15 protein-coding genes are annotated in these 16236 nt (G+C 43.1%); 9 read left to right on the plus strand and 6 right to left on the minus strand.

Annotated elements, in window-relative coordinates; genetic code table 11:
* Positions 1 to 48: 48 nt before the first annotated feature.
* A complete protein-coding gene (locus tag CVP04_RS07505) occupies positions 49 to 939 on the minus strand; it encodes a Dyp-type peroxidase (protein ID WP_100296903.1) in 891 nt (296 codons plus the stop codon).
* Positions 940 to 1227: 288 nt separating this feature from the next.
* Between CVP04_RS07505 and CVP04_RS07510 the strand changes: the two genes are divergently transcribed.
* From CVP04_RS07510 to CVP04_RS07545, 8 genes are all read left to right on the plus strand, one after another.
* On the plus strand, positions 1228 to 3114 hold the full coding sequence (locus CVP04_RS07510; protein ID WP_243385190.1) for an FTR1 family iron permease: 1887 nt from the start codon (positions 1228 to 1230) through the stop codon (positions 3112 to 3114).
* Between the two features lie 39 nt (positions 3115 to 3153).
* On the plus strand, positions 3154 to 3675 hold the full coding sequence (locus CVP04_RS07515) for an iron transporter (RefSeq protein WP_100296905.1): 522 nt from the start codon (positions 3154 to 3156) through the stop codon (positions 3673 to 3675).
* Positions 3676 to 3795: 120 nt separating this feature from the next.
* Positions 3796 to 5196: a Fe-S-containing protein gene (locus CVP04_RS07520; RefSeq protein WP_100296906.1), complete on the plus strand. Its 1401-nt coding sequence runs from the start codon at positions 3796 to 3798 to the stop codon at positions 5194 to 5196.
* The gene (locus CVP04_RS07525; protein WP_100296907.1) at positions 5196 to 6518 is read left to right on the plus strand and encodes an ABC transporter permease; all 1323 of its coding nucleotides are present in this window, start codon (positions 5196 to 5198) and stop codon (positions 6516 to 6518) included. The genes CVP04_RS07520 and CVP04_RS07525 overlap by 1 nt, the downstream gene beginning before the upstream one ends.
* Positions 6505 to 7656: an ABC transporter permease gene (locus CVP04_RS07530; RefSeq protein WP_207761625.1), complete on the plus strand. Its 1152-nt coding sequence runs from the start codon at positions 6505 to 6507 to the stop codon at positions 7654 to 7656. The genes CVP04_RS07525 and CVP04_RS07530 overlap by 14 nt, the downstream gene beginning before the upstream one ends.
* A gap of 1 nt (position 7657) precedes the next feature.
* Positions 7658 to 8332, plus strand: a complete 675-nt coding sequence (locus CVP04_RS07535) for an ABC transporter ATP-binding protein (RefSeq protein ID WP_100296908.1) — start codon at positions 7658 to 7660, stop codon at positions 8330 to 8332.
* Positions 8329 to 8817, plus strand: coding sequence for a TlpA family protein disulfide reductase (locus CVP04_RS07540; protein ID WP_100296909.1), 489 nt, complete (start codon positions 8329 to 8331; stop codon positions 8815 to 8817). The genes CVP04_RS07535 and CVP04_RS07540 overlap by 4 nt, the downstream gene beginning before the upstream one ends.
* The gene (locus CVP04_RS07545; RefSeq protein ID WP_100296910.1) at positions 8817 to 9125 is read left to right on the plus strand and encodes a c-type cytochrome; all 309 of its coding nucleotides are present in this window, start codon (positions 8817 to 8819) and stop codon (positions 9123 to 9125) included. The genes CVP04_RS07540 and CVP04_RS07545 overlap by 1 nt, the downstream gene beginning before the upstream one ends.
* 97 nt (positions 9126 to 9222) lie before the next feature.
* Here the strand turns inward: CVP04_RS07545 and grxD are convergent, their stop codons facing one another.
* The 5 genes from grxD to ompA form a co-directional block, all read right to left on the minus strand.
* Positions 9223 to 9552 (minus strand): Grx4 family monothiol glutaredoxin, encoded by a 330-nt coding sequence (gene grxD, locus CVP04_RS07550; RefSeq protein ID WP_100296911.1) that lies wholly within the window; start codon positions 9550 to 9552, stop codon positions 9223 to 9225.
* An 84-nt stretch (positions 9553 to 9636) separates the two neighbouring features.
* Positions 9637 to 10422 (minus strand): TPM domain-containing protein, encoded by a 786-nt coding sequence (locus CVP04_RS07555; RefSeq protein WP_100296912.1) that lies wholly within the window; start codon positions 10420 to 10422, stop codon positions 9637 to 9639.
* The gene (locus tag CVP04_RS07560; RefSeq protein WP_100296913.1) at positions 10415 to 10864 is read right to left on the minus strand and encodes a TPM domain-containing protein; all 450 of its coding nucleotides are present in this window, start codon (positions 10862 to 10864) and stop codon (positions 10415 to 10417) included. The genes CVP04_RS07555 and CVP04_RS07560 overlap by 8 nt, the downstream gene beginning before the upstream one ends.
* A 9-nt stretch (positions 10865 to 10873) precedes the next feature.
* Entirely contained in the window at positions 10874 to 11455 is a 582-nt protein-coding gene (locus CVP04_RS07565; protein ID WP_100296914.1) for a LemA family protein, read from the minus strand.
* A 100-nt stretch (positions 11456 to 11555) separates the two neighbouring features.
* Positions 11556 to 12599: a porin OmpA gene (ompA, locus tag CVP04_RS07570; protein WP_100296915.1), complete on the minus strand. Its 1044-nt coding sequence runs from the start codon at positions 12597 to 12599 to the stop codon at positions 11556 to 11558.
* Between the two features lie 542 nt (positions 12600 to 13141).
* Between ompA and ydiJ the strand changes: the two genes are divergently transcribed.
* Entirely contained in the window at positions 13142 to 16231 is a 3090-nt protein-coding gene (ydiJ, locus tag CVP04_RS07575) for a D-2-hydroxyglutarate dehydrogenase YdiJ (protein ID WP_100296916.1), read from the plus strand.
* Positions 16232 to 16236: the final 5 nt, after the last annotated feature.

Here is a 16236-nt window from a genome sequence, read left to right on the forward strand (position 1 = left end):
CATCGGTCCGCCCCTACAATATACCCCTTTGTCAATAAACTGAGGATTTTATAAATTTTTCAATTTTTCCAACGACGGCGCAAAGTAATAACTGCCGGTCACGGCTTTGGTAAAACCTAACAGACGATCGGTTTTGCCGTCGCGTTCGCCGAACATACTGAGTAATTGTTGTTCGATATTATACAAGGTTGCACAATATGCGATAAAAAACAGTCCGTTCGTGCCACTTGCCAAGCCGTAAGGCAAGCTTTGACGTAAAATTTTCAAGCCTTTGCCGTTTTCTTTTACATCTACCCGACCGACGTGCGAAGTTTCCGGTACGTCTTCCAATTCAACGCTATCCGGTTTGGTGCGACCGATAACGTTTTCTTGTTTTTCATCACTGAGTTTCGCCCATTTCGGCAAATTATGTTCATAACGTTGCGTGAAAACATAGCTGCCGCCCGCATCTTCGCCTTCGGCAATCGTACCGACCGTAGCGCGCGCGTCGCCTTGCGGATTTTCCGTACCGTCGATAAAACCGGTTAAATCCCGATCTTCAATCCAACGGAAACCGTGAATTTCCTGTTTTACTTCAATCGCGGCGCCGAATGCTGCAAGCGCGGCCTGCGCGACGGAAAAATTTACATCCGGACGTAAAGATTGAATATGAATTAACAAATCGTTTTGTGTTGCCGGTGCAGATAAATCGCCTTTACCTAGCGTAGAAAAAGGTTTTAATTCCACCGCACTTTGCGCGCCAGCTAATTGCTTCCATACACGATCACCGAATGCCACCACGGCACCTAAATTCGCCTCGGCATATTGCGCCTGAAACGCCGCCAATTTTTCGCAAAAAGTTTTACAAGCTTGCGCAATCGCAGATAAATCCGTAATGTCGGCTTCCAAATAAATCGCCGCTTTGGTATGTTCCAATAAAACACCGCTTTGAATTGTCATTGTTAACTCCTATCCAGTTCAAATTTCTGCGTTTATCATAAACGCTTTACCCTTGCGTTTCAAGGCAACAGCTTGATTATCCAATTAAATTTCCCTTGCCCTAAATTACAAAAACATAACAAAACAAATGCAGGAAAATAACAAAAACCTGTTTTTGATCAAAAACTGATAACAATTCTCATATTCTTCTTGAAAAATAAAATAATAAGCGGATAATTCCGTTGCAGATAAGAATGACTTTTATTTAGATATTGAGGTGATATGTTTTTATTCCGTTGTTATCGCGCAATGTTATATTGTGCCGCTGCTTTTTTCTGTGTTGTCGCCAATGCGGAAAATAATTTTCAACAATGGGTCGCGGATATTGAAAATCGGTTGGATAAAACCGCATCATTATACGAACAACGTCAAATCGACGACGCCCGCACCGAAGTGCAAATGGCTTATTTCGAAGTGTTCGAAAACCTAGAAGGCCCGATTCGCATTAATTTCTCCGCACAGAAAAGTTATCAAATGGAAGCGACTTTCGGTGAAATTCGTAAAATGATCGGTGAAGAAAAACCGCTTGCCGAGGTAAAAGCAAAAATCGACGGACTCAAAGCCGAATTGCAAGAAGTGTTACCTTCTTTAGCGGACGGTCATCAATTAAACGCTTCCGGACAACACGACGTTTATGAACATCCGGAAATCGCCTTACATTGGCAGAAAAGTTTCAAACAAATCGACGATTTATTAGCGCAATCCATTAGCGCCTATGAAAAAGGCGATTTTGCCGGCGCTAAAAAATTGGTACAACAAGCGCAATACGACGGCTATAAAAATTCCGAAATGGAAATGTCCATTCGCCAAAATCGTTCCGCTGCCATTTCTTCCGGTATCAATCAACAATTCTACGATCTGATTAAACTGAGCGAACAACCGGATCAACTGAATAATTTAGGCTATCAAACCACCGTTTTATTGCAAGATATCGAAGAACAATTACCGAACTTACCGACCACGCGGGAAAGCCAAGCGGTCAGCGAACAAAGTGCGGTGGAAAATTCAACGGATAATGCGACGGAACAAGATTGGGCAAGCGTAAGCGCCGAAGTTAATCAACGTATTCAGCAAGCTATTGCGATTTTTGAAAAAGGTGACAATAAAAAAGCAATGCTTGCGGTGCAAGACGCTTACTTCGACGTCTTCGAAAACAGCGGAATGGAAAATAAAGTCGGCTCGCGCGACAGTAATTTCAAAACCCAACTTGAAGGCTATTTCACTCGTTTAGTCAGCTTGATGAAAGCCGGCGCAGAAACTGAAAAGTTACAACAACAAGCCAGCGGATTAAGCCAAGATTTAGCGAAAGCGGTCGAAATGTTACAGGGTGGAAAACAAAGCGATTGGGCAATGTTTTTATACAGCTTGTTAATCATTTTACGCGAAGGCTTGGAAGCGTTATTAATCGTCGCGGCGATTGTGGCTTATTTGGTGAAAAATAATCATCAGGATAAATTGCCGGTGATTCGCCAATCCGTTTATGTGGCACTGGTTGCCAGCGTGATTACCGCCGCAATTTTCCAATTAGTGTTCTCCAATTCCGGCGCTAGCCGAGAATTATTGGAAGGCTTTACGATGATGATCGCCGTGGTAATGCTATTTATGATGAGCTATTGGCTGTTATCCAAAGTCGAAGCGCAAAACTGGAAACGTTATTTGGAAGGCAAACTTTCCGCCGCATTGACCACCGGTTCGTTGATCGGCTTATGGCTCACCAGTTTCTTAGCGGTCTATCGCGAAGGCGCGGAAACCGTTTTATTCTATTACGCCCTCGCCGGCGACGCCTCAAGTGCGGTCAGTTATTTTTATCTTTTCGCCGGATTTATCGTCGGTGCGCTGATTTTAGCAGTTTGCTATTTCGTTATGCGCTATACCGTGGTGAAACTCCCGCTTAAACCGTTTTTTATGTTTACCGGTTCCTTTATGTATTTAATGGCGTTCGTATTTGCCGGTAAATCGGTGTTGGAATTGATCGAAGGGAAGTTATTCGAGCCGACAATCGTTTCCAACGTACCGGAAATTTCCTGGTTAGGAATCTACCCTTATGCGGAAACCTTAATTCCGCAAGCGATTTTACTCGTTGCCGCTGTTTTTGCCCTTTTCTATATGAAATATCAAAGCAAAAAATCAGCTTAATTATTGACTATCATATCCCTAAAGAGGAGACATTCGACAATGAAAAAAACATTATTAGCCGCTACCCTATTGGCAAGTATTTTAGCCGCGCCTTCGGCTTTGGCATTTAAAGAATATCCGATCGGCGAAGCCGTGACGATGAACGAAATGGAAATCGCCGCCGTTTATTTACAACCGGTAGATATGGAACCGCGTGGTATGGGATTATCGGCGAAAGATTCCGATATTCACTTAGAAGCCGACATTCACGCCACGAAAGGCAATAAAAACGGTTTCGGCGAAGGCGAATGGATGCCGTATTTGACTATTTCTTATACTTTAGTCAACACCGATACCGGTGAAAAACAAGAAGGTACTTTTATGCCGATGGTTGCCGGCGACGGCCCGCACTATGGTGCAAACATCAAAATGATGGGCGTGGGTAACTATAAAGTGACTTACCATATCGATCCGCCGCCGAAAGCCGGTATGCACCGTCATACTGATGAAGAAACCGGTGTCGGTCGCTGGTGGAAACCTTTTGATGTCAGCTATGAATTTAAATTCACCGGCTTAAATTAAATCTTATTTTGCTTGGCACGGAAATTTTCCGTGCCTTTGTGCTATATTCGACACCTGTTTTATAAGGTGTTTTGTCGTTTTAACACTACAACGAAAAATGCGTTTTTGCCCTAACAAATTATGAATTACTACTTTGTCTTTCTCTTACAATCTATTTTGCCGCTTGCCTTGCTGCTCGGTTGCTATCGGGTGAATTATCCCGAAACAAGCATTAAAAAACTGTTTTGGCTAACCTTTTTCGGTTTGGCTTTCGGTATTGTTATCAGTCTCAATTATCCTACCGGGCAAAAAGCCGCATTAGTCCAAAATGCCGGCTTATTATTTACATTCGTTTTGTTTTATGTCTGCCAATTCTTTTCTTCGCGTTTTTTGGCAAATGCGTGGCAATTTATTTTAAGCCTCATCGCCGGTCTGCTTTGGGCAAAAGATCCGAATATTGCCGCCATTACTAACACCGACGTCATCAATACAGAATTTATTTTGCACCTAAGTGCGGTGATTTTAGGGCTATTTTTCTGCATTTTTATCGCGGTTTATTTGGTATTATTGTTCGGTCAAAGCAAAAAATTACAAAAACTGACCGCACTTCGCCTGATAATCATCACCGTGATTACCGCACTTTTAATTATTCCGACAGCGGGCGAATTACTATTAAATTTAATGAAATTACAAGTATTGGATTTAACCAAAGCCCGTTTAAGTTTTGTTGCAAAAGCCGGCAATATCACGACATATTTTAACTATATCAATGCAGGATTGCTGCTTTTCATTATTGCGGCTTTTGCCTTAAAGGTTTATTCGCCTTATAAAACGCAGGCTCAAAATGAAACCCAACCGATTGAAAAACGCAAAAAAACCGCGTTAATGCGCAACGCTTATAAAACCCTATTGTGGGGCGTTTTCGCCGTGTTCACCTTAATCGGCAGCCAGCTTTATTGGGATCTCGTTGCCTCCCAACCGCCGCGACTTTCCGAAGCCTTGCCGGTGAATTTAGATCAAAATAACAATGTGCGTATTCCGATTGAACAAGTCAAAGACGGCAAATTGCACCGTTTTGTCTGGATTGCGGGCGACGGCAAAGCGGTTCGTTTTTTCATCATCAACCGCTCAAGCAAAAATCTCAGTCTTGCTGCAGTATTTGATGCCTGTATTCTATGCGGCGATCAAGGCTATGTAATGGAAGGCGATCAAGTGGTTTGCGTCGGTTGCGGCGTGCGAATGTTCATCCCGTCCATCGGCAAACCGGGCGGGTGTAATCCTGTACCTATCGAAAATTGGCAACAAGAAAACGGTGAAGTGGTCATCAGCCGGAAAAGCTTGGAAGACGGGCTGAATTATTTCTCGACCATTGTGGAATTGGATGTGCAAGATCCCGTTGACGGCACGAAATTAAAAAATACAACCGCCGAACATAAATACAATTACGACGGAATCACCTACTTTTTTGCGAACGAACAAAATTTAAACGCGTTCCGCGATGATCCCGTTCGTTACATTGAAAAAACGGGAGGCGCACGGTAATGCTGGCAAGAATGTTATTTCAATCTTGGCGACACGGCTTAAAACGTAAGCTGTTAGCCATTATTACGATTTTTCTGGCGGCGGGATTGGTTTCCGCCCTACTTGCGGTTTCCATTGATATCGGCGACAAAATGGCGCGCGAATTAAAATCTTACGGTGCGAATATTCTTGTCGAACCCGCGGGTAGCGCCGTGTTGCCACAAGATATTAGCGGAAACAGCGCGCTTTCCACCCAAGATTTTTTAGACGAAAAAGAACTGCCGAATGTTAAAGACATTTTCTGGCGCAATAATATCGTCGGTTTTGCACCGCTCTTATCCGCCGAAGTGGACGCCGTTTCCGCGCGCGATAATCAGCCGCAACGCGTCAGTGTTTTAGGCACGTTTTTCGATCGCCCGATTGCCGTACCCGACGAGGACGATTATCACACCGGACAACGCATTATCAGCCCTTATTGGAAAGTTGAAGGCGATTGGGTGGATGACAGTGCCGAGCAAATCAATACGCCGATTCCGTCGCTTATCGGCGAGCAACTTGCCAAAACAACCGGCTGGAAAAAAGGCGATCACTTAACTTTAACCTATCAAGAGGATGAGTTTACCGGCTCGATTCAAGTTGAAATTAAAGGCGTTTTATCCACCGGCGGCACGGAAGAACAACAGCTGGTAATTCCCTTAAGTGCGGTGCAAAATTTGCTTGATTTAGACGGTAAAATTCAGGCGATTAAAGTTTCCGCGCTTACCGTTCCTGAAAACGAATTATCGCGCAAAGCCCGTGCCAATGCGGATGCACTGGCGGCGGAAGAATACGATCGTTGGTATTGCACGGCTTATGTTTCTTCGATTTCTCACCAGCTGGAAGAAGCTATCTCCGGCGCGATTGTTCGTCCGATTTGGCAAGTTGCGGCATCCGAAGGCGTCGTGATTGAAAAAATTCAACTCTTACTGGCAGTTGTGACGATTGCCGCGTTAATTGCGGCGGCAATGGGAATCGCCTCTTTAATGACCACCGGCATTATCGAACGCAGCAAAGAAATCGGTTTGATGAAAGCCTTAGGAGCTTATCAATGGCAAATCGTGTTGTTATTTTATTGCGAAGCCGTAATCAGTGCCTTAATCGGCGGCGCGCTCGGCTGTATCGCCGGTTGGGGCTTAGCAAAATTTATCGGCACAGCCCTATTCGGATCGCCGTTAAGTTTTGCTTGGATCGTGATTCCTTGCGTGCTGGTGCTATCCGTTTTGATCGCATTAATCGGCACTTGGTTCCCGGCGCACCGTATTGCGCGTTTATATCCTGTCGAGGTGTTGTATGGACGTCAATAAACCGTTAAAAACCTCAAATGAAATGTTTTGGCGCTTAATATTTCGCTCTCTGCGCTTACGCTTGCAACGAGTCGCCATTATTTTTGCCGCCCTTACCGTCGGTGCGAGCATTGTCACCGCAATGGCGGCGGTTTATTTTGATATAAACACCAAAATGAGCCAAGAATTGCGTACTTTCGGCGCCAATTTTTATATCGGTCCGAGCCACGGTACGCTTTTAAAAGAAAGCGAACTTAAGCGCATTTTACATCATTCGCCGCCGGGCTTGATTACCGCAGCCAGCCCGTATCTTTACGGCATTGCACGTTCCGATTTAGAAAAAATCGTCATAATGGGCGTGTGGTTTGAAGATATGCCGACTCTTGCCCCTTATTGGCAAATTACCGGCAGCGCTATCGGCGTGAATTTTGACGATCGTAATGCGATGATCGGCAAAACCCTTGCCGAACGCTTACATTTAAAAGTCGGCGATCAGATAAAATTAAGTAAAAATGCCGTGGAAAAACATAGCTTTAAAATCAAAGCCATTGTAGAAAGCGGCGATGCAACGGACAATATGTTAATCGTCAATTTGGAATTCGCCCAAGATTGGTTGGAAAAAGACGGTTTGGCGACAAATGCATTTCTAAACGTCAAAAACGATCAAGGTCAAGTAGAACAATTCGCTGCGGATTTACAACAGCGCTATCCCGATTTGGAAATTCGTCCGATTCGAAAAGTATCCGCCTCCGAAGGACAAATTTTAGATAAAATCAAAGGGTTAATGGGATTGATTTCTTTAGTAATTTTGATCCTCGCCACCCTTTGCGTAAATACAACTTTAATCGCGATTGTCGGCGAACGCGCCAAAGAATTTGCTTTACAAAAAGCCTTGGGCGCTAAACGAAGCGACATTGTGAAACAAATCGCAACGGAGATTTTGATCATTGCCGTCTGCGCAATTATTTCGGGCTTAATTATCGGCTATTTCCTTGCCCAAGTGCTCGGCTTAACCGTTTTCAAAGCCTATATCGATATGCGCTTGCCGGTGATTCCGATTACCATTCTACTTTCGTTAATCGTGGCGTTTATCGCCGTTATTGTGCCAACCCGCCGCGCGTTGGACATTCAAACTGCCAACGTGTTAAAAGGGGAATAAAATGAAAAATTACGTTATTGAAACACAACATTTATATAAAAGATTCGATCAAGTGACCGCACTTGAAGATATTAATATTCAAATTGCTACGGGCGAATTCGTGGCGATTATGGGCGCATCGGGTTCCGGCAAAACCACATTAATGAATATTTTAACCGGCTTGGACACCGCAACGGAAGGTAAAGTGATTTTAGACGGCGTGGATGCTGCTCAGCTTGACGAAACCGGACGCCAGCGTTTTCGCGCAGAAAAAATCGGTTTGGTCTTCCAACAATTTCACCTTATTCCCTATTTAACCGCGTTGGAAAACGTGATGCTTGCGCAACATTATCACAGCATTATTGACGAACAAGCGGCAAAAGAGGTATTAGAACAAGTGGGTTTGGGTCATCGAATTGATCACCGCCCGAGCCAACTTTCCGGCGGCGAACAGCAACGCGTGTGTATCGCACGCGCGTTGGTCAATCAACCTCCGGTGATTTTCGCCGACGAACCGACCGGTAACTTAGACGAAAAAAATGAAAAATTGGTGTTGGATTTGCTGCAAGATCTCAATAAACAAGGACGCACCATCGTGATGGTGACGCACAATCCGGAATTAGGTAAATTAACCGATCGCACGATATTTTTACAACACGGTAAATTTTTACGAGAAGAAAAGAATATTCGTCTATGAAATTCAATAATTTAATAAAATGGTTACTGATAAGTGCGGTCGGTTTTTGCTTAATTTCCTGTAAGGAGGAAACGGCAACCGTCGGCGGACAAGCACCGGAAATAGCCGTATTCGATTTACAAGGTCAGCCGGTTAATTTACAAGATTACCAAGGAAAAACCACGCTACTGAATTTTTGGTCGGAAACTTGCGGAATCTGTATCGCCGAACTCAAAGAACTGGCACAACTTGAGCAAGAAAATCCGAATAAGATTCATATCTTAGCCATTAATATCGACGGTGCGAACGCCGACACGCAGAAAACGGTGGAAAAACGTCAAATTCATTTACCTGTGGTAAAAGATCAAATGAAAATTAGTGCGGAGCGCTATCAATTAATCGGTACGCCGACCTCATTTATTATTGACCCGCAAGGCAAAATACTTTATAAATTCGAGGGCTTGATTCCCCAAGATATACTGACAAATTTATTTAAAGGTAACTAATGAAAACATCCTACTCTACACTGGCGATCGCCGCATTAACCTTATGTACCGCCACTGCCGGCTATGCGGATCTTGAGCGCGGGAAACGTTTATTTAACCAATCTTGCGCAATGTGTCACGGTAAACAAGGCGAAAAATCGGCACTCGACCAATCCGCGTTGTTAAATACATTAAAAACCGATGAAATTATCACCGCACTTCAAGCGCGCAAAGCGGGTGAAATCGTCGGTGCCGGCAATGCGGCGAAAAACCGCCTTAGCGAAGAAGATATGAAAAGTCTTGCCGAATATATCGAAACCTTGAAATAACTAGGTTTTACATTGGAAAAGACGAAAGGGATACCGCTTGGTATCCCTTTTCTTTGACATAAATTCAATACAGATTTTATCCTGGCAGTGTCGATAGTTAGGCTTGCGGGTGTCTTTCCGCAACTTCTTTCAACAAGGTTTGTAACTCGCCTTGTTGAAACATTTCCAACACAATATCACAGCCACCGATCAGCTCGCCTTCCACCCATAATTGTGGGAAAGTCGGCCAATTTGCATAAGCGGGCAATTCTGCGCGAATATCCGGATGTTGTAAAATATCCACATAGCCGAAAGGCACTTGGCAATTAATCAATGCTTCTACCGCTCGTGCGGAAAATCCGCAAGACGGAAATTTCGGCGAGCCTTTCATATAAATAAGGATCGGGTTTTCGCTAATTTGTTTTTTAATTTTTTCTAAGGTTTCCATAATTTTCCTCAACTGGCATAAAGTGGCTAGATTGTAGCATAGGCGCAATCAGATACCAATAAGCCGAGAGAAATAATCAACTATTTACCAACTTCCGCCGGCGCCACCGCCACCAAAGCCGCCTCCGCCGAATCCACCGCCGGAGCCGCCTCCGAAGCCACCGCTACCAAATCCGCCGCCAAAACCACCGCCGTTTCCGCGACGACGTGAAAGCGTGGATTGCCGGCGTAAAATTTCGCTAGGATGATTATTGGTCGGGCTGATATAAGGTGTTCGGCGCCAATTCAATTCGCCAAAAAGCACGAACAGCACAAAAATAGTGATCATTATGAAAGGAATATATTGTTCCCAACTGTCATCTTCCTCTTGTTGTGCATCAAATTCGCCTTTGCTGGCGGCAATGATATAATCCAAGCCGTTGCGAATACCTTTGGCGTAAAATCCTTGTTTAAATTGCGGCGTAATCGCATTTCGAATCACTTGTGACAAAAAGGCGTCCGGTAACACACCTTCCAAGCCCTGCCCCGTTGCAATAAAGATCTTTCGATCATCTACGGCAATCAACATCAACACGCCGTTATTCAACTGTTTACGACCTATGCCCCATTTATCGCCCAAAGCAAAGGTATATTGCGCGATTTCGTATTCTCCGGTCGTCGGAACCAACACCACGGCAATTTGCGAACTGGTTTCCTTTGAATAATCGATAAGCTTTTGTTCAAGCTGCGCTTTTTCGCCTGTCGTGAGCGTGTTTGTATAATCATTGACATAACGAAACGGATTCGGACTTGCAGGAAAATTAACCGCCCACAAGCTCGAACAACAAAAAACAAACAGAAAAACCACCGCACTTTCCATTAATTTAATCATTAATGATCACCTCGTTATCCAGTTCGTTTTTATCATCCGGTTGAACGGGAAAATGCTCGGCAAGTTTTTTTCCGCTTTGTTCAATCGCGGCAATAACACCTTGCGTATATTGATTTTGTTTGAAATGATCGATCATCAGTTCGCATTGGCTACGCCAAAATTCATCGCCGACATATTGGTGAATGCCTTGATCGCCGATAATCGCACATTGATGATCTTTATAAGCAATGTAAATCAACACGCCGTTACGCGCTTGCGTCACCGTCATTTCTAATTCGTCGAACACTTGCAATGCACGCTCTACCGCCGAATAAGTGCGGTCGGTTTTCGGCATATTTCGCTCGATATAAACGCGCAATTCCGCCGAACTCAACAATTCAAGGCGGTATATTGCCGCCTCGATTTGTTGTTTATCAAAAGGTATTCCGGAAAATAGCCCCATAGCAATACTCTAATTAAAGTTTACGACAGGTGCGTTTTCCGAACCGGCTGTCGATTTAAAATAAGGTTTTTCTTTAAACCCTAAAATCATCGCCGCTAATTTTGTCGGGAATTGGCGAACTTTTTGGTTATATTCACGCGCCGCTTCATTAAAGGTATTACGCGCCACATTAATTCTGTTTTCCGTACCTTCAAGCTGCGCTTGTAAATTCATAAAGCCTTCGTGTGCTTTTAATTCCGGATATTTTTCGACCGTAACAAGTAAACGTGATAACGCGGAACCCACATTATTTTGTTCTTGTTGGAACTGCGCTAATTGTTCCTCGCTCATATTTGCCGGATCGATTTTCGTTTGGCTGGCTTTTGCACGCGCTTCAATCACTTGCGTTAAGGTTTCTTGTTCGAAATTCGCTTGACCTTTTACCGTATTGACTAAATTCGGAATTAAATCGGCACGACGTTGATATTGCGATTCTACATTTGCCCAAACCGAATCGATTTTTTCTTCTGCTTGAACCAAACCGTTGTAGCTACTCATTAGCGTAAAACCCGCAATAATCGCAACAATAATTACTAAAAGCCATTTTTTCATAGGTGTGTCCTTATAAGGATAATTTTTTCTAAATATAACAAAAGACCTAAACATAGGTTTAGGTCTTTTTTAGGAAATTCATTAAAGAATTAACAAATAATTATTTGTTACCTTTAACAGAAATTTCTACGCGACGGTCGTCAGCTAAACAAGCGATTAATGCTTTACGCGCTTTAACTGAGTCACATTTGTTACCTGTTACAGGGTTAGTTTTACCATAACCTGTTGCAGAGATAGCTTCTTGAGCAACACCTTTAGATACTAAGTAGTTAGCTACTGTATCAGCACGACGTTGAGATAATTTTAAGTTAGAAGCTTCTGAACCGATACGGTCAGTATAACCGGCAACTGCAACTTGTGGACCGCTTAATTGAGCGATTTCACCGTAGATACCGTCTAATACGCCTTGCGCTTCAGGTTTTAAGTTTGCTTTACCGAATGCGAAAGTAACGTCAGAGCTTAATGCGAAAGTTTTGCTTACAACTTCAGGAGCAACAACCGGAGCACCTTGACCGAAACGGTAAGATAAACCTGCAGTTACAGAACCGATGCTTGGAGTGTAGTCAGCACGTGTACCGTCAGCATTTTTCAATTTACCAACTTTGTTGATCCATTGATATTCTAAGCGTAATGCCAATTCAGGTAATGAAGGTAAGTTGTATTCAACACCAGCTGCGAATACCGGAGACACTTTTAAGCTGTGTTCACGTTCCCAAACGCCTTCGGAACCTTTTTTGTTTTTGTAGTCAGAACGGATTAAAGCTGCACCAACACGGCCGTAAACATCTAAACCGTCTAATACTTGGTAGCTACCTTTTAAGCTTAAGTGCGCACCGTGGTTAGTGTGTTTAGAAATAGTCACACCTTCTTCACGGATTTTAGCACGACCGAAATCGTCATAACCTAATTCAACGGCTAAACCTAAGTTATCTTGGTTAAGAACTTGGTAACCACCGAATACACCGTAAGTAAGGGAGTTACGTAAATAACCGTAACCTTCTTCTTCAAATTGTGTGTAACCATCGTGGAAAGATGCCCAACCAGCTTTTGCACCAGCATAGAAAGTATTTGCTTGTGGAGCTGCTTGTGCTACTGAAGCTGCTGCTAAACCAGCGATTGCTAATGCGATTGCAGTTTTTTTCATTTGGATGATCCTCTATTTAGTCATCAATAAAATTAAAAATTAAAGTTCCATCTAACTCTAGCTGAAACCTAAACACGATTTAGTGTTATAGTGATCTTAAACTTTTTTTATAAAAAAACAAACTTTTTTTTATAAAAACGAACTTTTTCTTCGCTCGATAGTTTAAAATGCGTATCCGTTAGGGTATCGAATTTGCCCTATCTCTCCTTTTGACAAATTCATTTTCTTCAGTTTCCTAAAGAATTGTTCAAAAGTATGCATATTATCATCTTGAAAAAATAGAAAATCAAACACTTTTTGCATATTTAGCTCAAAAAACAAACAGTCAACATCCTAAATCTGCTATTTTTTGAACTTTTTTTGAAGCCAATAACACTCCATAAGAAGTAATGCCTTATTCGGTTAATTTCATTGAGAAGATTTATCCCTATATATAAAGCAGAAAATTTTTCTAACTAAACACGGCAGATATGCTAGAATTTCCGACTAAATTCGCTGTTTTAAACTTATTTACTTAACCGATGTCAATGAGAGTAATATAAATGCTGCCACGTTTAAATGATATTCCCCAATTAAATGAACTTGTTTCCGATTATTTACAAGAACTCGCTCGTCAACATTTTGACGGCGATATTGCCTCTGGTTACGGCGAACGGCTCAGTCTGGCAACGGATAACAGCGTTTATCAACAAATTCCGCAAGCAATTTTGTTTCCGAAGAATACGGCGGATGTGGTACGAATCACTAAGCTCGCCCAACAAGAAAAATATCTTTCTTTAACTTTTACACCGCGCGGCGGCGGCACGGGCACCAACGGGCAAGCCGTGAATAACAATATTATCGTCGATTTATCCCGCTATATGACGCAGATTTTAGAATTTAACGCGGAAGAACGTTGGGTGCGCGTCCAAGCGGGCGTGGTGAAAGACCAATTAAATCAATTTCTCAAACCTTACGGCTTATTTTTTTCACCGGAATTATCCACCAGCAACCGCGCGACCTTAGGCGGAATGATCAATACCGACGCCTCCGGACAAGGTTCGCTAAAATACGGCAAAACTTCCAACCACGTTTTAGGCTTACGCGCCGTTTTAATTAACGGCGAAATATTAGATACAAGTGCGGTCAAAACCGAAGGTTTTTTGGAAAATTTGGCGCAACAAAAATTACCTGCATTGAGTAAAACGCTACATCAAGAAATTTTTCAACGTTGTCGAGATAAACGACAAACCATTTTGTGCGATTTACCGCAGCTCAATCGTTTTTTAACCGGCTATGATTTAAAAAACGTCTTTAACGACGACGAAAGCGAATTTAATTTAACCCGTATATTAACCGGCTCGGAAGGATCATTGGCATTTATTTGCGAAGCGACCTTAAATCTAACGCCGATTCCGCAATATCGCACCTTGATCAATATTAAATACCGTTCTTTTGATGCGGCGTTGCGCAATGCACCTTTTATGGTCAAAGCCGAAGCGCTTTCGGTGGAAACCATCGATTCAAAAGTACTGAATTTGGCGAAACAAGATATTATTTGGCATTCCGTTAATGAATTATTGACCGAAGATCCGAATAATCCGATTTTAGGGTTAAATATTGTCGAATATGCCGGCAATAATCAAACCTTGATCGAAAAACAAGTCCGTCACCTATGTGAACAGCTTGATGAAAAAATTCAACGTAAACAAGATGATATTATCGGCTATCAAATTTGCTCCGATTTAACTTCGATCGAACGGATTTATGCAATGCGCAAAAAAGCGGTGGGCTTATTAGGCAATGCCAAAGGCAACGCGAAACCGATTCCTTTTGTGGAAGATACTTGCGTACCACCCGAACATCTTGCCGATTATATCGGTGAATTCCGCGCCTTATTGGATAAACATCAGTTGCAATACGGAATGTTCGGTCACGTTGATGCCGGCGTTTTACACGTTCGTCCCGCCTTAGATTTATGTGATAAACAACAGGTTCTGCTTTTTAAAGAAATATCCGATCGCGTGGTTGAATTAACCCATAAATATGGCGGCTTAATTTGGGGTGAACACGGTAAAGGAATGCGCTCCCATTACGGCGAAACCTTCTTCACGCCGGAACTGTGGCAAGAATTGCGTTATATAAAATCTTTGTTCGATCCGCATAATCGCTTGAATCCGGGGAAAATTTGCACGCCGTTAAATAATGACGCGTCACTCTACTCCATTCTTTCGCCGATGCGTGCCGATCAAGATCGCCAAATTCCGATTCAAATGCGCGAAGAATTTTCCGGCGCAATGAATTGTAACGGGAACGGCTTGTGCTTTAATTTTGACGTTAACAGCACAATGTGCCCGTCAATGAAAGTCAGCAAAAATCGCCTTTATTCGCCGAAAGGGCGCGCAGCGATGATTCGAGAATGGCTGCGTTTAATGGCGAACGAACAGGTTCAGCCGGCGCAGTTGGACTTCCGCCAAACGGAAATTAAGCTCACCGATTTGCTTGCACGCATTGGTAATACTATCAAAAAACGTCGCGGCGAATACGATTTTTCGCACGAAGTGAAAGCGGCGATGGATACTTGTTTAGCCTGTAAAGCTTGCGCCAGCCAGTGCCCGATTAAAATCGACGTGGCAAGTTTCCGCTCGAAATTCGTTTATTTTTATCACAGTCGCTATTTGCGCCCGTTAAAAGATTATGTCGTCTCCAATGTGGAAACCGTCGCGCCGTTAATGGCGAAAGCGCCGACATTCTTTAATTTCTTTACTGCGGCGAAATTAACCAAACCGCTTGCGGAAAAAATATTGGGAATGACGGATTTGCCGTTGCTCAGCGTGCCTTCGTTGCAACAACAATTAGTGGAAATCGGCTATCAAGGTTATTCGCTCGAACAATTAGAAACACTGAATGCACAAGAAAAACAGGATATGCTGCTCATCGTGCAAGATCCGTTTACCTCTTATTATGATGCCAAAGTGGTTGCCGATTTCGTTCGTTTAACCCAAAAACTCGGTTATAAACCGGTGGTTTTACCTTTTAATCCGAACGGCAAAGCACAGCATATTAAAGGCTTTTTGAACCGCTTTGCCAAAACCGCAAAAAACCAAGCGGAATTTTTAAATCGAATGACGAAGTTATCCCTGCCGTTGGTTGGCGTTGATCCGGCGATTGTGTTGTCTTATCGCGATGAATATAAAGAAGTGCTTGGGCAAAATCGCGGTGATTTCCAAGTGATTACCGCGCACGAATGGTTAAAAGTTCAACTTCAATCGGAAGCACGCCAAAGTGCGGTGAAAAATTTGCTTAAAAATGACCGCACTTCTGACGAAATATGGCATTTATATCCGCATTGCACCGAATCCACCGCGATGCCGAACAGCCCGAAAGAATGGCAAGGCATTTTTGCCGCATTCGGTCAACAACTAGCCGTTGAAAACGTCGGTTGCTGCGGAATGGCGGGCACGTTCGGACACGAAACTCAACATATTGCGATGTCAAAAGAAATTTATGCGTCTTCTTGGGCGAAAAAATTAGCCGGAAAAAATCCGGAATATTGCTTGGCAACCGGCTATTCTTGCCGTAGTCAGGTAAAACGTTTGGAGCATTGGCAGCCGAAACATCCGGTTCAAGCCTTATTAACCTTGCTTAAATAAATCCT

This window comes from Caviibacterium pharyngocola, assembly GCF_002795405.1.
GTDB classification, from domain to species: domain Bacteria; phylum Pseudomonadota; class Gammaproteobacteria; order Enterobacterales; family Pasteurellaceae; genus Caviibacterium; species Caviibacterium pharyngocola.